The organism is Paenibacillus sp. FSL W8-1187, assembly GCF_037965485.1.
Lineage (GTDB): Bacteria > Bacillota > Bacilli > Paenibacillales > Paenibacillaceae > Paenibacillus_O > Paenibacillus_O pasadenensis.
In genome coordinates this window covers 5,334,526-5,354,603 of sequence record NZ_CP150181.1, presented here as the reverse complement: position 1 = coordinate 5,354,603, position 20,078 = coordinate 5,334,526, and the positions used below count along the sequence as shown (strand labels likewise).

Annotated in this window: 18 protein-coding genes; 10 read left to right on the top strand and 8 right to left on the bottom strand. The window is 65.1% G+C overall.

The window, feature by feature from the left end:
- Positions 1-15 precede the first annotated feature (15 nt).
- On the top strand, positions 16-927 hold the full coding sequence (locus tag NYE40_RS23110) for a M23 family metallopeptidase (RefSeq protein ID WP_084137206.1): 912 nt from the start codon (positions 16-18) through the stop codon (positions 925-927).
- A 69-nt stretch (positions 928-996) separates the two neighbouring features.
- Positions 997-1,536, top strand: a complete 540-nt coding sequence (locus NYE40_RS23105) for a hypothetical protein (protein WP_028598849.1) — start codon at positions 997-999, stop codon at positions 1,534-1,536.
- A gap of 190 nt (positions 1,537-1,726) precedes the next feature.
- Here NYE40_RS23105 and NYE40_RS23100 read toward each other — a convergent pair whose 3' ends face one another.
- A complete protein-coding gene (locus NYE40_RS23100; protein WP_028598850.1) occupies positions 1,727-3,187 on the bottom strand; it encodes a catalase in 1,461 nt (486 codons plus the stop codon).
- 343 nt (positions 3,188-3,530) lie between these two features.
- Between NYE40_RS23100 and NYE40_RS23095 the strand changes: the two genes are divergently transcribed.
- The 6 genes from NYE40_RS23095 (at position 3,531) to NYE40_RS23070 (ending at position 10,204) form a co-directional block, all read left to right on the top strand.
- Positions 3,531-4,814, top strand: coding sequence for an MFS transporter (locus NYE40_RS23095; protein WP_052333261.1), 1,284 nt, complete (start codon positions 3,531-3,533; stop codon positions 4,812-4,814).
- Positions 4,780-5,697, top strand: coding sequence for a polysaccharide deacetylase family protein (locus NYE40_RS23090; protein WP_028598852.1), 918 nt, complete (start codon positions 4,780-4,782; stop codon positions 5,695-5,697). The genes NYE40_RS23095 and NYE40_RS23090 overlap by 35 nt, the downstream gene beginning before the upstream one ends.
- Before the next feature lie 76 nt (positions 5,698-5,773).
- Positions 5,774-6,130: a hypothetical protein gene (locus tag NYE40_RS23085; protein ID WP_028598853.1), complete on the top strand. Its 357-nt coding sequence runs from the start codon at positions 5,774-5,776 to the stop codon at positions 6,128-6,130.
- Between the two features lie 119 nt (positions 6,131-6,249).
- A complete protein-coding gene (locus NYE40_RS23080) occupies positions 6,250-7,833 on the top strand; it encodes an HD domain-containing phosphohydrolase (RefSeq protein WP_084137209.1) in 1,584 nt (527 codons plus the stop codon).
- Positions 7,834-8,221: 388 nt separating this feature from the next.
- Positions 8,222-9,070, top strand: a complete 849-nt coding sequence (locus NYE40_RS23075) for a hypothetical protein (protein ID WP_101807564.1) — start codon at positions 8,222-8,224, stop codon at positions 9,068-9,070.
- A gap of 21 nt (positions 9,071-9,091) precedes the next feature.
- A complete protein-coding gene (locus tag NYE40_RS23070) occupies positions 9,092-10,204 on the top strand; it encodes a DNA alkylation repair protein (RefSeq protein ID WP_101807565.1) in 1,113 nt (370 codons plus the stop codon).
- 115 nt (positions 10,205-10,319) lie between these two features.
- On the opposite strand, the gene NYE40_RS23065 is transcribed toward NYE40_RS23070, so the two are convergent.
- The 5 genes from NYE40_RS23065 to NYE40_RS23045 form a co-directional block, all read right to left on the bottom strand.
- Complete coding sequence (locus NYE40_RS23065; protein WP_101807566.1) at positions 10,320-11,288, bottom strand: methylenetetrahydrofolate reductase; 969 nt, start codon at positions 11,286-11,288, stop codon at positions 10,320-10,322.
- Positions 11,289-11,686: 398 nt separating this feature from the next.
- On the bottom strand, positions 11,687-13,048 hold the full coding sequence (locus NYE40_RS23060) for a lytic polysaccharide monooxygenase (RefSeq protein ID WP_084137211.1): 1,362 nt from the start codon (positions 13,046-13,048) through the stop codon (positions 11,687-11,689).
- Positions 13,049-13,328: 280 nt separating this feature from the next.
- On the bottom strand, positions 13,329-13,838 hold the full coding sequence (locus NYE40_RS23055) for a DinB family protein (protein WP_052333215.1): 510 nt from the start codon (positions 13,836-13,838) through the stop codon (positions 13,329-13,331).
- A gap of 26 nt (positions 13,839-13,864) precedes the next feature.
- Positions 13,865-15,358 (bottom strand): alpha-amylase, encoded by a 1,494-nt coding sequence (locus tag NYE40_RS23050; protein ID WP_028598856.1) that lies wholly within the window; start codon positions 15,356-15,358, stop codon positions 13,865-13,867.
- A gap of 58 nt (positions 15,359-15,416) precedes the next feature.
- A complete protein-coding gene (locus NYE40_RS23045; protein ID WP_043111304.1) occupies positions 15,417-15,956 on the bottom strand; it encodes a cupin domain-containing protein in 540 nt (179 codons plus the stop codon).
- A gap of 199 nt (positions 15,957-16,155) precedes the next feature.
- Between NYE40_RS23045 and NYE40_RS23040 the strand changes: the two genes are divergently transcribed.
- Both NYE40_RS23040 and NYE40_RS23035 read left to right on the top strand, forming a co-directional pair.
- Entirely contained in the window at positions 16,156-17,448 is a 1,293-nt protein-coding gene (locus NYE40_RS23040) for a GTPase (RefSeq protein WP_084137212.1), read from the top strand.
- An 89-nt stretch (positions 17,449-17,537) separates the two neighbouring features.
- A complete protein-coding gene (locus NYE40_RS23035; RefSeq protein WP_153784515.1) occupies positions 17,538-17,690 on the top strand; it encodes a hypothetical protein in 153 nt (50 codons plus the stop codon).
- 123 nt (positions 17,691-17,813) lie between these two features.
- On the opposite strand, the gene NYE40_RS23030 is transcribed toward NYE40_RS23035, so the two are convergent.
- Both NYE40_RS23030 and NYE40_RS23025 read right to left on the bottom strand, forming a co-directional pair.
- Positions 17,814-18,173, bottom strand: a complete 360-nt coding sequence (locus tag NYE40_RS23030; protein WP_052333216.1) for a hypothetical protein — start codon at positions 18,171-18,173, stop codon at positions 17,814-17,816.
- Between the two features lie 192 nt (positions 18,174-18,365).
- Positions 18,366-19,934 carry a histidine kinase N-terminal 7TM domain-containing protein gene (locus tag NYE40_RS23025; RefSeq protein ID WP_153784514.1) on the bottom strand — a complete coding sequence of 523 codons (1,569 nt, stop codon included), beginning with the start codon at positions 19,932-19,934 and terminating at the stop codon, positions 18,366-18,368.
- Positions 19,935-20,078 lie beyond the last annotated feature (144 nt).

The window sequence follows — 20,078 nt, the reverse complement described above, 5'->3', positions numbered from 1 at the left end:
AGAAGGTGTTGAGAAATGAGATACAAGAAATTAACGATAATGATGCTCTCTTTTGTTTTAGTTACTTTTATTTTCCCGGCTGGTGTTTTTGCTGCGGATTATAGCATCGTTTTCGGAAATACGCCGCCGTCTATCGTGAATTTCAACTCTCCTCTTTCAAATTCTTCATCTGCAGGCTTTGCGGCAGTGAACAGCAAATGGAATCAACCTCGGTCGAGTGGGACAAATCCCCATAACGGAGCGGATCTTCAAGCTGCATTAAATACGAATGTTTATGCTCCATATGACGGGTGGGCAACCGGAATTACTGTTACTGGTTCGTATGATATTGATTTCCTAGTCGATGCAAATAATAATAATGTTAAAGATGATGGGGATTATCATGTTCGATTTTATCATATGAATAGCAGGGAGACAGATGGGAAGAAAAGTCAAGGGGCTTTAATAGGAAAATCCGGCAATCAAGGAGATGTCCCTCCACATCTTCATTTTGGAGTTTGTTCGACATCGGGTGGATTGAAATGGCTGAGAAATGAAGTGAACTACAGGCACTTGTCTTCATCCAATTGGAGCTCAGGGAAAGACCTTGACGCTTATTCTGTGGTGGCCTGGAACAGCAACATCGCTTCTTTTACTGCATATATTAGGAATGATGGTACTAAAGAATCCTTCTCAGAAGTGAGAATTTATTATCGTACATCAGCGGGATCTTGGACGGATGGTGGAGTCATGAACAAGTCGGGAGATGTTTATAGTTACAACTTTACTGGTAAGGTGTCCTCTGGAACATCAGTACAGTGGATGTTTAGGATGCTTCGATCCGGAGTATCTCAGGCGGCATTCGGTCCGGCTAAATTTTATCAGCCAGACAACAATCCGAATGCAAGCTCATATGCATATAGCTACTTTACTAACACGGTGACATGAGTGTCATAGTACCCACGCCGATCTTGGCGAGGGTACTATGAAGTGTTTTACAGAAAAGGAGGACCTGCCATGAACCGTTTCCCCAAAGCGCCGCTGCCGATGCTCGTTACCGGAATGATTCTGACAGCCTTGACGGGCTGTACGAACGAAGCCCCCGCTGAAATGCCGCCCCCTAGCCCCCGAGTAAGCTCCGTCTCGACACCGACGGCAACGGTGTCACCCACCGAAATCCCGACGCTGTCGCCAACGCCTTCTGCGCCAGTCGGCGAGATCAGAACCTTCACGTTTGGCCGGCTGAAACTGGAGGTCACCCAAGTCATCGAGACTCGGACAAAACAGAGCAGTGATGGGGGTGTTCCTTGGGAGTACCAGCAAGTTGTTTATGGTGCGGGTGCTCGTGTTCGCGTTTTAGACACTGGCATGAGCGATGCGAGTATAACGGAAGATGGCAAGTCTCATCCCCAATTTGGGATATCCTTTGAACCGGATGGACGACAGGAAATCGACGAGAAGCTGGAGTCGTTTGAAATCACGCCCGATATGCGAGGAATTTTCAGCTTGGAGTCAAGTGTTTTTGTACTGGGATTTGAAGCCTACCAAGCAAGCTGATTCAAGAAGAAAGCCCCTTTGCAGGGGCTCTTCTTCGTTTCATCCCACCCGTTTCAGCCAAACAAGCCGCCCCCTGAGGGGCTCCGCGAACGGAGCCCCTCAGGGGGCGGCGGTATGGAAACGCCGGGCGGCCGGGGGGCGGCCGCCTCGGACGGGACCGTCGAAGCGAGGCGGCGGGCCTGCCTCCGCCTTACCCCAGATGCTGCAGGTAAGGCGTCAGGTCGACGCCCAGCGCGCCCGCCAGCCGCTTGCCGAGGTCGGCGTCGGCGCGGTAGAAGTTGCAGACGGCGCGCAGCTGCGTGCTGGACTCCGCCTGCGCGAGGTCGCCCGACAGGTTGCGGATGACCGCGTCCTGCTCGGCGGCGGAGTAGCGGCGCCATACTTGGCCCGCCTGCCCGAAGTCGTTCGTCTTGGCGATCTTCTGGCGTCCGGCCTGCGCGCCGGCGGCGAGCGGCGCCGGCGGCTCCGCGTATGCCGGATCCTCCTGGGGAGCGTCTTTGTGGCGGGATGGCTCGTAGTTGACGGAGCCGCCGGGCTTGCCGTGCTGCATGGTGCCGTCGCGCTGGTTGTTGCTCACCTGGGCGAACGGGCAGTTGATCGGCAGCTGCAGGTAGTTCGTGCCGACGCGGTACCGCTGCGTATCGGAGTAGGAGAACAGGCGGCCCTGCAGCAGCTTATCCTCGGAAGGCTCGATGCCCGGCACGACGACGCCCGGGTTGAAGCCGACCTGCTCCGTCTCGGCGAAGACGTTGTCCGGGTTGCGGTTCAGCGTCATCGTCCCGACATGCACGTACGGGATGTCCTCTTCGAACCAGTCCTTCGTCGGATCGAGCGGATCGAAGTCGAACGAGTCGAGGTCCGCCGGATCGAGGATCTGCACGAACAGGTCCCATTCGGGGAAGTCGCCGCGCTTGATCGCCTCCTGCAGGTCGCGCGTCGCGTGGTTGAAGTCATGCGCCTGGATCGCGCTCGCCTCGTCGCCGGACAGGTTGCGGACGCCCTGCTTGGGCACCCAGCGCAGCTTCGTGTAGACGCGGTTGCCGTGCTCGTTCACCCACTTGAACGCATGCACGCCGGAGCCGCGCATCTCGCGATAATTGGCCGGGATGCCTTCGTCGGAGAACAGATGCAGCAGCATGTTCGTCGACTCCGGCGTCAGCGACATGAAGTCCCAGTAGCGGTCGGGATGCTGGATGTTCGTGCTCGGATCGGGCTTGAGCGAGTGGACCATGTCCGGGAATTTCATCGCGTCGCGGATGAAGAACACCGGCAGGTTGTTGCCGACGAAGTCGTAGTTGCCCTCGGTCGTGTAGAACTTGACGGCGAAGCCGCGCGGATCGCGGAGCGTCTCCGGGGAGTGCTGGCCGTGGATGACCGTGCTGAAGCGGACGAATACCGGCGTCTCGGTGCCGGCGTCCTGCAGGAAAGCCGCCTTCGTCCAGCGCTTCATGCTGGCGGCCGTGCGGAATACGCCGTGCGCGCCGGCTCCGCGGGCGTGGACGACCCGCTCCGGAATCCGCTCCCGGTCGAAGTGCGCCAGCTTCTCCAGCAGCTGGTAGTCCTCGAGCAGCGTCGGGCCGTTCGGGCCGGCCGTCCTGGAGTTCTGGTTGTCCCCGATCGGGACCCCCTGGTTCGTCGTCAGTCGATTCATGAATGAGTTCCCCTTTCTCCCCGGTTCCCCGGCTTCAATGAGATTTGTTTTCAACTTTACATGTTTCTCATCTTATAGTCAATATCTATTTATAATAATTATAAATTAGAACTGAAGAAGGAATTGACCCCACGCCGCGGAAATCATAAGGACCACCAACGACAGCGCCTGCGGATTGCGAATTCCATGCCGGGCGCGCCGATTCCCGAAACGGCCGTCCGCCCGGCCCGAAGGGGAGAGCGGAATGCAGACGGAAACGCAGCCGCAGCCCGGCCGCCGGCCGGAAGCGGGACAAGCGAGGCTGGGGCGAGGCATCAACTCCAGCTGGACGTACGGACTCGGCATGCTGGCGATGATGGTGCCGAGCCAGGCGTTTTTATCGTTCTACAGCTACTACTATGTCGACAAGCTCGGACTCGGCATCGGGCTGGCGACGCTCGCCCGCACGATCTACCTCGTCTGGGACGCGGTCAACCAGCCGCTGCTCGGCTACTGGTCCGACCGCACGCGCAGCCGCTGGGGCCGCCGCAAGCCGTGGCTGTACGGCGCGCTGCCGGCGTTCGCCGCCGTTTTCATCGGGCTGTTCTCCGTGCCGGACGGCGTCGCCGCGACCGCCGCCGAGGGCGGCCTGGCGCTGTTCTACTGGTTCCTCGCCGCGCTCGTCCTGTTCGAGACGGCCTCCTCCGTCATCTGGGTCAACTACGGCGCGCTGCTGCCCGAGCTGTTCGCCGGCGCGGCGGCGCGGGCCAAGGCGTCCGCCGTCCAGCAGGGCTTTCAGATGCTCGCGATCCTGATCGGGACGGCGGCGACGCCGCTGCTGTTCCAGCGGCTCGGCTTCGGCGGCATGTCCTTCGTCTACGCCGCCGTCTTTCTCGTCTGCATGCTCGCCTTCCTCCGCCATCTGCGCGAGCCGCCGCAGTCCCGCAGCCAGCCTCCGCTGCCATTCCTCCAAGCGTTCCGCGTCACGCTGTCCAACCGCAGCTTCTGGATCTTCCATCTCGCGAACTCGTTCGCCCAGACGGTGAACGGGCTGCTCAGCTCCATGATTCCGTTCTATGCCAAGTATGCGCTCGGTATTCCCGAAAGCCAGGTGTCGCTGCTGCTCGCCTCGGTGTTCGTGCCGGTCATTCCGCTCGTCGCCGTCTGGTATGTCATCGCCCGCCGGCTCGGCGGCCTGCGCAGCTGGCGGCTCGCGCTCGCGGCCTACGGCGTCAGCGCCGTGCCGCTCTGGTTCGCGCAGGGGCTCGGCGGCGGCATCGCCGCGGGCGTCTGCATCGGCTTCGGCCTCGCCGGCTTCCTCGTGACGCCGGCCGTGCTCAGCGGCCGCATCATCGACCTCGACGCCGAGCGCACGGGACGCCGCCGCGAGGGCGTCTACACCGCCGTCGGCGGCTTCATCACCCGCTCGAGCGGCTTGCTGTCCGCGGTCGCGTTCTGGGTCGTCGGCCTGCTGCTCGGCTACCGGAGCGGCGCCGATCCCGGGCCGCATCCGGAGCTGGCCTTTCGCGTGCTGATCAGTCTCGTGCCGGTCGGTCTGCTTGCCGTATCCGTCGCCATATCCTTGTTGTACCGGGAAGAAGAGGAGGGACCGCATGACAAGCCGCAAGAGGCTCATCCTGAATTGTGACGACTTCGGCCAGTGCCGCGCCGCCAACGAGGCAATCATCGCCCTGCTCGAAGAGGGGCTCGCCAGCTCGGCGACGATCATGGCTCCCGCTCCGGCGTTCCGCGAGGCGGCCCAGTGGGCGCGCCGGCAAGGAGATCGCGTCAGCATCGGCGCCCATCTGACGTTCACGAGCGAGTTCCCCGGCTGGCGCTGGGGCTCGCTCACGGGAGCGGCCTCGCTGCAGGACGCGGAGGGATTTCTCCATCCGGACGTGGAGTCGTTCGAGCGCCGGGCGGAAGCCCGCGACGTGAAGCGGGAGATGGAGGCGCAGTTCCGCGCCGTCCGTGACGCCGGCGTGCGGATCACGCATGCCGACAACCATATGGGCAGCCTGTACGGGCTTGCGACCGGACGCAGCCATCTGCAGCTGACGCTGCGCGAATGCTCGGCCCGCCGCCTGCCGTTCCGCCTGTTCCGCCGCATCTGGGAGCAGGACGCCTTCCTCGCGTCGATCGCCGGCGCGGAGAAGACGCTCGGCAAGGTCGTGCTGCTCGCCGACCTGCTCGGGGTGCCGCTCCCGGATTATCTCGTCAGCCATCCGTACCATGTGGAGCCGGGGGAGACGTACGCCTCGTTCAAGGCGATTCTGTGCGCCAAGCTTTACGAGCTGCCGGAGGGCATCACGGAGACGTACGTGCATCCAGCCGTGCCCGACCGCGACATGGAGCGCATCGTGCCCTCGTGGGAGAAGCGGGTGTGGGAGTTCCGGCTGCTGCAGGACGACGACTTCCTCTATGCGCTGCGGGACGCCGGCATCGCGCTCGCCACGTACCGCGACGTCGCCCGCGAGCAGAAGCGCTCCCGCCTCGGCGCGCTCATGGGCATCGGCAAGCTGCTCGGGTGAAGCGCGGCGGCGCGAGGCCGGCGCTTTTCGCCATCGCGGCTCGTCTTTTCATGGAAAAGGAGAAGGAGGCAGGGCCGTGGGGAATCCATCGCGTCTCTCGGACGCGCCGGGCTTGGAGAGGACGCCCGATAACGACGGCTCCCGGAAGGGAAGAGCGGCTCGCCTCATCGTGCTGGCGCTGCTGCTCGGCCTAGGCGCGGCCTTCGGCACGCTGCTGTCGCCGCAGCTGGCGATCCGCGCCGACCTGCTGCTGCGGGTCCAGCCGGAGGCGGCGCTGCTGGCGGACATCGACCGGACCGACATCGTCTATCGAGGCATGCGCTACTACGGCATCGACCGCGGCCGGGACCGGCAGACGGGCAACAGCTTGGGCGGATTTTATGTGAAAAAGGTCGGACCGCTTCATTTCGTTCAGGCATCCGGAGCCCCTTGATGCCCCAGCGGAGCTAAATTTAGGCATTTTCATGACAAAAAAGGATTTTATTCGACAAAAACTAACAACAAACGGAATGAAGGGCGATAAAGAAGGAAAAGACTCGAAATCGAGGTCCTATGCCTATTTATAACCAATTCCTATATCGGCTGATCGGCAATTACCTGATCGGCTCGGCGCTCGCCGTCGTCGGCGTCGGAGGCGCGATCATCAGCCTGAGCCTCGAGCTGCAGCCGGGCCAGCCGCTCGTCGTCGTCGTCATCCTGCTGTTGTCCATCGCTTGCATGCTGCTGTGCGAGGGAGCGGCCTTCCTGCGCCATGTGGCGCCGGTCCGGGCGCTGTACCGGATGGCCGAGCCGGACGCATCTGCGATACGCCAAGCCTATTTCCGCGTCCATCGCTTGCCCGCTCTGGCGGTGAGCCGCATCATGGGGCCGCATCTGCTCGGGTTCACGCTGCCGGCCCTGCTGCTGACGCTGGCCTGCCGGCCGCTCGGCTGGCTCGCCGTGCCGAACGGTTACCTCGTCATCGCGGCGCTCTCGTCGGCGCTCATCGCCTCGCTGCATGCGATGGTGGAATATTTCCTGACCGCCCAGGCGATCCGCCCGCTGCTGCTCGACATCAAGAGCTTCGCGGAGCCCGGAGCCGAGGAGCTGAGCCTGCGGGGCAAGGTGCTCGTCCCGATCCCGATCAAGTTCCAGGCGAGCATATTCGTCATCGGGGCGCTGCCGGTCATGATCTTCGTCCTGTCGACCCAAGTCCGCCTGTCCGTACGGGGCGAGTCCAGCGTCAGCTACTGGGCGTGGAGCGCGCTCGTGCTGCTCATAAGTCTCGGATTCGCCTCCTTCGCCGCCTGGCTGCTCGGCAAGAGCGTGCGCCAGCCGATCGAGGAGCTCTACACGATGATGCGGCTCGTGCGCAAGGGCAACCTGTCCGTCCGCGTGCCGGATCTGTACTCGGACGAGTTCTCGCGGCTCGTCGACGGATTCAATCATATGGTGCAGGGGCTCGGCGAGCGGGAGCGCATGAACGAGCAGCTGCTGCAAAGCTACTTCTCGACGCTCGCCGCGGCGCTGGACGCCCGCGATCCGTACACGGCCGGCCATTCCGAGCGGGTGGCCTCCTACGCGCTCATGATCGGCCGGGCCGAGGGCCTGTGCGGCGACCAGCTCGACGTGCTGAACAAGACGGCGCTGCTGCACGACATCGGCAAGATCGGCGTCCGCGACAGCGTGCTGCTCAAGGACGGCAACCTGACCGACGACGAGTTCGCTCAGATCAAGCTGCACACGGTCATGGGCGAGAACATCCTGCGCCAGGTGGAGCCGCAGGAAGCGATGGCGGCCTTCCTGCCGGGCGTGCGCTCCCATCACGAGCGCTACGACGGCACGGGCTACCCCGACGGCCTGCGCGGCGACGAGATCCCGCTCATGGGCCGGATCATCGCCGTCGCCGACGCCTATGACGCGATGACGTCGGACCGGCCGTACCGCAAGGGCATGCCGACCGCCAAGGCGCTGGAAATTCTGGAGGAGGGCCGCGGCACGCAGTGGGACCCGAAGTTCGCGCGCACGTTCATCCTGGCGATGGGGGGCTTGGAGCAGCCGGGGCAGGTGACGCTGCTGCCGCGACGTCCCGACGGCGCGAAGAACGAGGCCGAGCCGCCGCAAGCAGCGGACGGCGAGCGCAGCAAGAGTTCGTAGCCGCTCTTAGGGAGAAGGGAGCGGCGGGAGATGCGCTCCGCTCAGGCGGCTCGCGGGGCGCGAGTCCGGGCCTCTGCCTCTGCCGCGAAGCGCGGGCGATGCGGCCGGCCGCCGGCTGCTCGTCCATGGCATGCAAGTCCGGCCTAGCCGGGCAGCAGCATAGGCAGACAAGCAAGGGCTGTCCCGGCGCCGTCATCCTGAGGATGACGGCGCCGGGACAGCCCTTTTTGGCCTTCGCAGCCGAAAGTCGCGGAGGCCTGCTCCGGTCAGGCGACGGCTGGGAGGCTTCTCCCTCTTATACGACAGGCGCTGGACTTGCTGACAGGCAGTTGTCAGCAATGAGGGGTATAATAACAGAATTCGAGTCAGCGGAGGGTGGGGGGCGGAGATGCAGAGGACGGATAATTGCGATTCCCTGCCGCAGGAGGAGCCGGCGCAGGGCCGAGTCCCGGACAGCCTGAAGCTGCTGCGCTGGCCGGAGCGCTTCGAGGCGGCTGCGGCCTACATGGCCGCCCTGCCCGACAGGGAGCGGTACAGCCGCGAGGAGCTGCTGGCGGAGCCGCTGCTGCTGAGCCGCGAAGGGGCGCTCTCCATCTACTACGCCCCGCATAACGAGCTCGCCGCGCCGGATGCCCGACTCATCATCGCAGGCTTGACGCCGGGCTGGCGGCAGATGGAGATCTCGCTCCGCGCCATGCGCGCCTGCCTGGCGGCGGGAGCGCCCCCTGCCGAAGCCTGCCGGCAAGCTCGGCGGGAGGCTCGCTTCGCCGGCCCGATGCGGACCGATCTGCTCGGAATGTTGGGACGGCTCGGCTTGCCCGAAGCGCTCGATGCCGCTCTCGGCCGGCACGACGATTGGTCGCTGCTCGACCACCCCCTCGTCCACACGACCTCGGTGCTGCCGTGCCCGGTGTTCAGGGACGGGGCGAACTACAGCGGCCATCAGCCGCCGCTTCGGCGCAGCCCGCTGCTTTGGCAGACGGCCATGGGCCATCTGGAGGACGAGCTCTCGCGGCTGAAGCGGCCGGCGCTGCTGCTGCCGCTCGGCAAGGCTGCGGAGGACGCCGCATCCGAGCTGGTCCGCCGCGGCCTGCTGCCGGAGGAGCGGCTGCTGCGCGGATTCCCGCATCCGTCGGGGGCGAACGGACATCGGTTCGTTCAGTTCGAGCGGGCTTATCCGGAGCTGAAAGCCAAGCTGGACCGCTTCTTCGCCCACGAGAGCGGCGGTCCGGCATGAACCATCGAGGAGGAACGGAACATGCTGCCGCTAAGAGATCTGTATAACGAACGGATGCTGCTGGACGTCGGGGAGGCGCTGCGGGAGCTGCATCCGGCGTTCGACCCGCAAGGCTTCGCGGCGTCGGCGATGGAGGAGCCGTGGGAAAAAGCCTCGTTCAAGGAGCGGACCCGCCTCGCCGCGCTGGCGCTCGGCCGCTTCCTGCCGCCGTCGTTCCCGGAGGCGGCCGCGCTCGTCTGCGAGGCGGCGGAACGCTTCCGCGGACTGGAGTACATCCTCTTTCCCGACTTTGTCGAGCTGTTCGGCCTGGAGCACCGGGAGACGGCAATGGACGCGCTGGCCCGGCTGACCCGCCGCTCCACCTCGGAGTTCGCCGTGCGGGCCTTCCTGCTCGCCGACCCGGCCTGGGCGATGGAGCGCCTCGGCCGCTGGTCGCGCGATCCGGACGAGCATGTGCGCCGCCTCGCGACCGAAGGCTCCCGCCCGCGCCTGCCGTGGGGGCAGCGGCTGCCGATGTTCGTCCGCGACCCGGGGCCGACGCTCGCCTTGCTGGAGCCGCTGCTCGCCGACGAGAGCGAGTACGTCCGCCGCAGCGTCGCCAACCATCTCAACGACATCGCCAAGGACCATCCGGAGCGGGTGCTGGAGCTGGCGGAGCGGCATCTCGGACGGGATGCCGCCTCCGATTGGACGCTGCGCCACGCGAGCCGCACGCTGCTCAAGCAGGGGCATCCGCAGGCGTTGCGCCGCTTCGGCTTCGCGCCGGCCGCGCAGGTGTCGGCGCATGGGCTGCAGGTGCTCACGCCCGTCGTGCCGTTTGGCGGACGGCTGGAGTTCGCGTTCGAGATCCGAAACGAGGGCGAGCCGGTGCAGCTGCGGCTGGAATACGAGATCGGCTTCGTCAAGGCCAGCGGACGCCGCGCCGGCAAGCGCTTCAAGCTGTCCGAGCGGGTGTACCCGCACGGCTCGACGCCCGTCGTCCGCTCCCATGCGATCAAGCCGATTACGACGCGAAAGTATTACCCGGGATTGCAAAGTATTACGTTGTTGATCAACGGCGAGCCCCAGGGAGAGCTCGGCTTCGAGCTGACGATGGAGCCGGCCGCAGCGGGCGGCGAGGGAGCCGAAGGCTGACGGGCGGGCCGCTGCGGCCGGCTCGAGTCAGGCCGCCGGCTCCTTCTTTACCGGAGCCGGAGCCGGAGGAAGCGACAAAAAAGCGCGCCGGGGCGGCGCGCTGCGATGCAGGAATCTAATTGTGGGATGGGATGGACGGAGCGAGCTCCGCGCCGATTCGGCTCATGTCCTCGCGTATGTCGCGCAGCAGCTGGATCGACGCCTCGATTTCGACCTTCCGGGTGGAGACGCTCTCCACGCTGCAGCCGATCGGGATGCCCTTCTCGAGGCCGAAGCGGTACAGCTCGCGGAAGACTTGTCGGGACAGCTGCACCGACTTGTCGAGGATGTCGACGGAATGGATCAGCTCGTTCTCCAGCCATTTCGGAATGCTGATGCCGAGCCACTTCATGAACTCGAGCGTCTTGGCGGAGCCGCATGGAGCGAGGTTGAACAGGATCGGCGCCATCTCGGCTCCGCTCTCGCGGCTGGAGTAGTAGTAGTCCGACAGGAAGCTCTTGGACGCCTCCACGTCGAAGGTCGCCTGCGAGACGAAGAAGCCGCAGCCGGCCTCCTGCTTGGCGCGCGCCCGCTCGTGCTCGTCGCCCTTGCTGCGGTGGCGCTCCGGGATGACGACGCCGCCGGGCAGCAGCCGCTCGTTGAGGATCCCGCTCATGCGGTACGCCTCGGGCAGCCGGATCTGCACCTGCTGGCGGCTGGAGGAGGCGCCGACGAAGACCGAGTAGCGCTGCTCGTCGCGTCCCCGCAGGATCCAGCTGGCGAGCTTGTCGGGCCCTTCGCAGGCGACGCAGTGGTAGACGATCGCCGGCACGCCGAGCTCCTGCTTGAGATACTGCTCGTAGTATTCGGTCGGATCCAGCGCCTTGAGAAACGGAAACGGCCGGTTCTCGTCGGTCCGCTCGGCCTCGTCCTGCACGTCGTACAGCACGAGGCCGTCGATGCCGGCTCCTCTCAGCCGCTCGATCTGCTTGTCCGCGATCTCGCGGATCTTTTCCGGCGGATGGCTGCTTTTCGGCGGCGTCATGCCATAGGTCAGAATGCCGCTTTCCTTGCGGAGCAGCTTGTCTTTCAGGGTCGAGCTCATAAGGGCCTCCTCGGGTGATAGTCCATCTTGCACGCTGACGCGCTGACGCGCCCCGCAGCTTTTCTCCTAGTTTACCACTTTGAATTCATTCGCTGTAGCGGTTTCGGCAAAAACGGCTATAGCGATCTGCGGGAGCTGGCTATCATCGGCGGTTATAGGCGGGGACCGGCCCGGGATCGGGACCGGGCGCGCCCGGGAAGGCCCCGTCTACGGCCGGATCGCAGAAATTCTCATTCGGAACGCAAAAATTCCCAACGGGAACACGAGAATCCCTGACGGGAACGCGAAAATCCCCATCCGGAACGCGAAAATCCCCATCCGGAAGGATGGGGATCTGCTGCGGACGGAAGGCAGGGGAGCCGCCGTCCGTCCTGCGGCCGGCTTTCAGCCGGCCTTCGTCACTGCAAGAGCCATAGAGCCGGAGTCGTGGCCGGCTCCCAGCCGGTCAGCGACGTGTGCGCCTGACGGCAGGAGTACGTCTTGCCGCCGTACGTTACGAGATCGCCGATCTTGTAGGCGATGCCGGGAGCCCAGGCTTGCGCGCCCGGATTCGGGTTCGTCGTGCCGACGGCCGTCTTGCCGGTCACCGTGGCGGCGGCGCTGACGTTGCCGGCCGCGTCGACGGCGCGGACCGTGAACGTGTAGCTCGTGTCGGCGCTGAGGCCCGTCACGGTGTAATCCGTCGCGGAGCCGGACAGCGTGGCGATGAGCGTGGAGCCGTTGTAGACGCGGTAAGCCGTTACGCCGACATTGTCGGTGGAAGCCGTCCACATGATGGAGATGCTGCTCGAGGTCGTCGTGTGGACGTGGATGCCGCCCGGCACGCTAGGCGCTGTCGTGTCCGGCGTGGAGCCGGTGGACGTGGACACCGTCAGGGCGTTGCTGGCGGCGCTCGTGTTGCCTGCCGCATCGACGGCCTGCACCGTGAAGGTGTAGCTCGTGCCGGCCGTCAGGCCGGTCGCCGTATAGCTCGTGCCGGATACGGTCGCAAGCAGCGTCGAGCCGCGGAACACTTTGTAGCCCGTGACGCCGACGTTGTCGGAGGAGGAGGTCCAGGACAGGGCGACGCTGCTCGTCGTGATCGTACCTGCCGCCAGGCCCGTCGGAGCGGTAGGAGCGGTCGTGTCGACCGGAGGGTTCGTGCCGCCGCCAATGTTCACGTCGATGGCGTTGTAGAACGCGTTGCCCGTGTCGGCGATTTCCCAGACGCCGAGGATGACATAGTAGCCGGTGCGGTCGGAAGGCACGCTGCACGTATGCGTGACGGTCGCTTCCGGCTGCTTGCCGTTGTCCTTGATGTTGCAGAACAGCTCCAGATCGGAGCGGGCGATCGTCTTGTTCGGATCCCAGCCCTTTTTGGTGATGTAGTATTTCCACTCGGAAGTGGCATGGCGGGCCGTCAGCTTCCAGGTGAACGTGTTGGAGCCGCTGTTGATGTTGACCTTGGACCAGCGGGTCGAGCTCTGCTCGTTCAGCTGCGGGAACGCGCTGCCGGCGCCGGTGATCTGGCCGTCGGCCGGTCCGCCGGTCGGGAAGTTGCCCTTGGCTTCCAGGCTCTGAGGCTCGTACACGATGTTGCCGCAGTTCGTGTTCGTGCCGGTGGAGCACAGCTTGGCGCGGCCGGCGGGCGAATCGATGTAGCCGTGCGCGGATGCGCTTCCAGCGAATACCTTGCTACAGACGATGGCCAGCGCCATCAGGGCGAAGGCGGCGAGCACCTTCAGGACGAGCGAGCGGCTTTCGGTCAAGCGTAACGTCATTATTCATGCCTCCTGGTTCGAAATGGAATGATGATGCCAACGTGAATCTTCAGCCTGAGCGATCGATTGCGGTCAGCGATGCGGCCGGACAAGCCTCCTTTGCGGAAGAGTAGGGAAGCGGGACCGAGCGTGTGCCTCCCTTTGATCCCAATGTAAGGGAAATACCGGTAAAACAATAGGGGGAATTTTCCTGGCGGCAGGGGGAGAATAGTATGTAAACGGAACGAAACGGACAAAAAAACACGACATCGGAAAAGATGTCGTGTTCATTCAAACGGATCTACCGGTCTTGCAGACGGCGCAGCGTGTCGCGGATCTGCTCCAGATGGCGCGCCTCGTGCAGCGGCACGAGCTCGACCCACTGCGCCGCGCTCATCGGGCCGAACAGCGGATGCTCGAAGCCGCGCGTCTCCATGCGCTCCGTCCCGTAATCGGCGGCAATCGCCTCCAGCAGCCGACGGCGGACGTCTGCGAGCGCCTGCTCCGCCTCTGCGCCCGTATGGATGCGCCCGGCGGGCTGCACATGGGCCGGCGCGCCCACGAGCCGGGAGCGGTCCTTCACCAGCTCCAGCGGCGCGCGGCGCAGATCGCTGCGCTCCGGCCCGGCCAGCGCGGCCGACAGCCCTTGGGCGACCGCGCCTTCGAGCGCGGCCAGATGCTCCAAGTTCTCCAGCACCGACCAGCCCCCGCCCGGACGCGGCGCCTCCAGCGTCTCCAGCGGCAAGCCGCGCACCTCCTCCAGCAGCTCCGACCTCGTCATTTCCAATCGGTTCAGCACCAGCTCGCTCATCTCTCTCTTCCTCTCTGCGCCGAGGGTCAGCCCTCGGACGGCTCTTGATGGGGAGGCTCGACATCGAATTCCGGAAGCGCCCAAACGGACACGCTGCCGCCCTGCACCGGGAACTCGGCGAAGCCGTCCTCACCGATGACGACGCGCTCGGCGCGGGTATTGGTCAGATCGACCCATACCTCGTTCGCGCGCTCCTCGCCGACGAACATGCGCTTCGCGCAGTCATCGGCGTTGCAGACGACGACCGCGCAGCCGGAGCGCTCGATGTCCGGCACGCCGCGGCGCACCCAGCCGATGACGTTCGGATCGTCGAGGTAGTCGTCCTGATCTCCGTAGGCGCGGTGGCAGCGGGCCCACAGGAGCGGGTCAATCGCCGCTTTTTTGCCCTCGATCGGCTCCTCGCCTCCAATGCCGTAATAATCGCCGTAGAAGACGACCGGATAGCCGTCGAGGCGCAGCAGGATGAGGGCGTAGGCGCTCTGCTTGAACCAGTCGGCGACCCAGGACTCCAGCGCCTCGCCCGGCTGGGTGTCGTGGTTGTCGACGAGCGTGACCGCATGCTGGGGCCGCTCGCGCACGAGCGCGCCGTCGAAGATCGTCCGCAGGTCGAAGTCGCGTCCGCCCTCCGAGGCTTCCTTGAGGCGGTAATGGAGCGGCGCGTCGAACAGGTCGAGCTCATGGTCGGCGGCGTCCAGATAGGCGAGGCAGTCCTCCGTGATGCTGTTCCAGAACTCGCCGACGATGTAGAACGGGCCGTCGGCCGCTTCCTTCGCCGCGCGGCAGAAGTCGCGGACGAACGTGTGATCGATATGCTTGATCGCATCGAGGCGGAAGCCGTCGACGCCGGTCTCGCGTACGAGCCACTTGCCCCAGGAGATCATTTCCTCGCGCACCTCGGGGTTGTTGTAGTCGATGTTGGCGAACATCAGGTAGTCGTAGTTGCCGAACTGGTCGTCGACGTTCTCGTTCCACTGCTTGTTCTCGCCCAAGATGCGGTAGACGCCCGTCTCGTCCCGCTTGGCGTCGAAGTCGGTGCCGTTGAAGTGAGTGTAATTCCACTTGAACGCGGAATGGGCGTCCCCCCGCCCGGGGAAGGTGAACTTCGTCCAGCCCTCGATGCTGCGCGGGTCGGAAATTTCCTCCTGGCGGTTCTCGCCGTCGACCTCGACTACCTTGAACCTCTCCTTCTCGTCCGCGCCGGCCTTATGATTCATGACCAGATCGGCGTAGACGGCGATGCCCTGCTCGCGGCAGGCGGCGATCGCCTCCAGCAGCTCGTCCTTGGTGCCGTACTTCGTGCGCTGCGCGCCTTTTTGGTCGAACTCGCCCAGATCGTAGACGTCGTAGACGCTGTAGCCGTTGTCCTCGGGGGAGGTGGCTTTGGTCGCAGGCGGAATCCAGACGGCGTCGATGCCGGCGTCCTTCAGCTCCCCGGCCCGCTCCTTGAGGCGCTGCCAGTGCTTGCCGTCTGCCGGCACATGCCACTCGAAAAATTGCATCATCGTATGATTGCGTTCCATCTGGATCGGATCACCCTTCGAACTTTTTACCGATCCATTACCCCGCACCGCGGATGCGTCAATCAGGACGGCCGCATGGGCCGGCCCGCCACAGCTCCGTCAGCGGTCCGCCGCGGCCAAACACCGGGTCGCTCTGCGGGATCGGCACGAGCCGGATCTCCTCCAGGTCGCGTTGCCGCTCGTCCGGCTTGCCTGTCCTCATGTTGTAGTCCATGCCTCCGGGATACCCGCCCGCGATGAGGAAGTCCGCCGTCGCGGACAGGCGTCTGTGCCCGGTGCCGGCCGGCAGCACGAGCACGTCGCCCGCCCGCGCCTCGATGCTGCGTCCGCCGTCGCCGCCGAGCTGGAGACGGGCGCTGCCGCGCACGACGCCGAGCGCCTCGTGGGCATCGCTATGGTAATGGTGATAGGGGTAGACGCCGTTCTCCCAGGTGTTGCCCCAGCCGGCGGCCTCGAAAAGAGCCGTCATCCGAGCCGGCTCGTTGACCGCTCCCGGATAATAAAGCACCGGCAGGAACGGATGGTTGGGCATCGTTCCGTCGTCCTTGAACCGGAAAGTCTGCACGCCGCCGGGGGCGGCTTTGTCGCGTTTCGTCATCGTCTGCCGCCTCGCTTTTCGAATCGGTTGTCTCTTTAGATTACCCCTTCTCACCCTGTCCGCAACCCCGCCCGGAGCTTCGCTAGCTGCGGCGAGGCCCGATTGAGGGCGATCCGCGCGATTCAGGTCCCCCTGCCGGGAGGTAAGAGAAGGCAATACGACTATTCCAAGTGAAGCAGGCGAAAGGGAGGCGGCGGAAATGAAGGAGCGGGACGAAGGCGTGCAGGAGCAGACAGGAGGCTTGGCGCCGGCAGAGGCAGAGGCGGTCAGGGAAGAGGCGGCGGCCGCTTACGCGTCCTCCTTCGAGGCGGAGCCGGCCTCCATCGAGTCCGGAAAGGCGGACGGCGGGGCCTTTGCCGAAGGATACAGGCCGGTTGCCGTCCGAAGCAAGGGGGCTTCTCTGGGTCAGGAGCCGGATTCCGGTCCGTCATCCGTATCCAGAGAAGGCCGGATCGAAGCGCTGCTGCCGTCCGGCTCCGCCTGGGAGCGCGAGTGGCGGCGGGCGGCCGAGGCCCAGTACGACCAGCATATGGGCGAGATCGGCCGGGAGCTCGATCAGGATATTCTGATCGCCCTCGTCGGCGACGTCAACGCCGGCAAATCGTCGACGCTCAACCGCATCGTCGGCGAGCCGGTCGCCGGCGTCGGCGCGGAGCCGGGAGAGACGGCGGCGATCAAGCCGTATTTGTTCAAGGACCGGATCTTCTTCGTCGACACGCCGGGGCTGAACGACGTGCGGCTGGAGAACTCGCAGCTGACGATGGACTATTACCGCAAGGCGGACATCATCCTGTTCTTCCTCAATGCGGCCGGCACGGTGTACTCCGAGGCGGAGAAGCGCAGCTTCGAGGCGATCCGCGACGCCAACGCCAACATCGTCGTCGTGCTCAACAAGATCGACGCCGCCGACGAGGTGGAGCGGATCGTCGAGCGCGTCCGGGCGGAGACGGGCGGCCGCTTCGACATCGTGCCGGTCTCCTCGCGGACGGGAGAGAACATCGACCGGCTGCGGGCGACGATTTTGGAGCTGCTGCGAAAAAAGTCCAAGGATCTGCTTTTCGCCCGGAACCTCAAGGAAAAGTCGGCGACGGCCAATAAGTGGATCCTCGGAGCGGCCGCCTCCGCCGGAGCGATCGGCGCCGCGCCGATTCCCGGCGCGGACATCGTGCCGATCACGGCCGTGCAGATCGGCCTGCTGACGCGGCTCGCCGTGCTGTACGGACGGCCGATCAGCAAGGAGACGGCGCGCGAGCTCGTGCTGGCGACCGTCGTCGGCAACATCGGCAAGAGCGTGTTCCGGCAGGTGGTCAAGCTGTTCCCGGGCGCAGGCTCGATCGCCGGGGCGTCCGTCGCGGGAGCGATGACGCTCGCGCTCGGCTACGCGGTCAAGTATGCGTACGAGCATGACATGGAGATCAGCACGGCGACGGTGACGAAGCTGTACGGCATGTTCCGCAAGCAGCAGGGAGCGGCCGGGACGGCCGGGACCTGAGCCGGCCTGCGCCGCGGCGGGTTCAAAAGGCGGCGCGTCGGGGAAAGCTTGAAGCAGCGGAGGCGGAAAGGCGAAGGGAGGGGAAGGTCATGTCGAAGCCGAACGAGGAGAAGGACAAAGCGATCCGCGAGCAGGAGGAGCCCGAAGGCGGGCGCGAGGTGCCGGCGGAAATCGTCGAGCAGCAGGACGACCCGGAGCCGGAGGGCGGCAAGGCCAGCGGCCAGCCGGGACTGGGCGGATAGGAGCAGGCAAAAGGAAAGAGGCCGGGCGCGGCGCCGATGATCGGCATCGCGCCCGGCCTCTTTGCCCTGCGTTGGGGGGAGCCGACGCATCCGGCGGGCCAGGGGAGGGGCGGATGCGGGGCTTCAGCCGCCGAGCCGCTGTCCTTTGTGGCGGGAGGAGGAGTCGCCGCGCAGCAGGGAGACGAGCCGGGCGCGCTCCTTTTTGAGCTGCCAGGCGGCGTTCCACAGGCTGCTGCGGATGGAGCCGCTCTCCTCCTCGCGCAGCTGCAGGTAGATGCCCTCCATTTGACGGGAGATCTCCTCGAGATCCAGCTGCAGCTGGAGGCGCCGCTCCTCCTGCTCCTCGAGCTCGCGCAGGGCGTCGCCGTGGCGCAGCTCCTGAAGGATCGACTCCCGCCAAGCCTCGTCGCCGATCGAGGAAGCATAATTGAGCAGATCCAGCCAATCGTTCGTCCATCTGGCTTGCCTGGCGTTGCGGTCCATCCCTACCACTCCCGTCCTGTTTTTAATTCCTTATATACCCACTATTATACTAGGATATAAAAAACCTGCAATGCCTTCCGCTTTGAATCTTATTCGGAAGCGAAGGCTCGCATGACGGATGAACGGCTTTCAGACGCGAGCGCGTCTTGCCGCGGCGAGCGGACCCGCCGCTGCGCCGCCCGCAGCGGGCGATTACACCGCGCCGGCGGATACGACGCGGTTGCGGCCCTGCTCCTTGGCCTGGTAGAGCGCCTGATCGGCGCGCCGGTACATCTCCAGATAGTCCGGAATCCGTCCGGCAGGCGAGGCCGCGGCGCCGAAGCTCGCGCGGATGCCGATCTCGCGGCCGTCGGGCAGCGCGAGCCGCGCCTCCTCGGCGGCGGCTCGCAGCTGCTCGGCGAAGCGGATCGCTCCCTCCTCGTCCCAGCCCGGCAGCAGCAGGACGAATTCCTCGCCTCCGTAGCGGGCGAACAGCATCTCCGGCTCGAGCCGCTCCCGGACGATCGAGGCGGCGCCTTGCAGGGCGATGTCCCCGGCCTCGTGGCCGTACGTGTCGTTGATGCCCTTGAAGTGGTCGAGGTCGAACAGCAGCAGCGAGCAGGGCCGCTTGGCGCGGACGCAGCCGGCCAGCGCCTCGGCCGACAGGGAGAGGAAGGCGCCGCGGTTGAGGATGCCGGTCAGCGAGTCGAGCGAGGCCAGGCGGTGCAGCTCCTCCTGCAGCCGCCGGCGCTCGGTCGTGTCGCGCAGCACGAGCAGATGGCCGCCGATGCGTCCGGCTCCGCGCTGCACGGGAGCGGAGTACACTTCGAAGTGCAGCGCGGAGGCGCCTTCGCCGCGCGAGAACGGAATCGCTTCTCCGGCCGTCGCCAGCGCCGCATGGAACGCCGCGGACGCCTCCGCAGGCAGCTCCAGATCGTGGAGGCTGCGGCCGACGGCGGCCTTTTCCAGCTCGGGCAGATGCAGTCGGGCCGAACGGTTCGTATCGAGCAGCCGCCAATCGGCATCCATGACGAGCACGCCCTCGCCCATGCTCTCCATGACGCTGTCCCGCGCGAGCGGCACGATCGTGATGAGGTCCGCGCGCAGGAACGCCCAGGCGTACAAGGCGCTCGTCAGGCAGAGCACGATCGGCACGGGATCGACGCCATGCGGGCTCAAGCCGAGCAGATAAGCGAGGGAAGAGGCGACCGGCACGGCGATGCCGACGGCGACGGCCGCCAGCTGCGGCTTGAAGCCGCGGGAGGGCTGGGCGAGCCGGATCAGCACGAGCACGAGGCTGAGCATGAGCGTGCCCGACGTGAAGCTGCCATGCACGATGTACCATTGCCCCATGTCGAATTCGAGGCTGCGCACGCCCCCGACCTCCTCGAAGCGCATCGCCCGATAGAACAGGGAATGGTAGGAGCTCGTCGCGACGAGCAGAAAGCTGACGGCCGGGATGACGAACAGCAGCCGCTTGCCCCAGCGCGGCAGCAGGTCGGGCTTGCCGATCAGCTCCAGCGCCATCAGCAGCGTGAGCGGAGCGGCGAACGGCATGCCCGCGTATTGGACGGCGGTCCAGAACAGGACGCCGGAGAGCGTATCGGAAGCCTTTTCGAAGGCGGCGCCGAACGTGTAGAGGACGAAGGAGCCGCAGAGCAGCAAGTAGATGAGCCGCAGCGACACCATGCCGCGGATGAACAAGGCGTAGATCGCGATCAGGAGGTTGAGCACGCCGCTCAGCCCGGACAGCACGATATAGACGGCGGTGAACGCAGGCATCGCATGACATCCTTGTCGTAATTTGGTCGTATCTTCAGGGTAGCATAGCGAATCGGGATTAGAAATGGAAAGTTGCGGCGGTCTGTGTCGAGCGGTTGAACGGGCGCAGAACGCGAAAAGGCGTCCCCTGGGGGGGACGCCTTG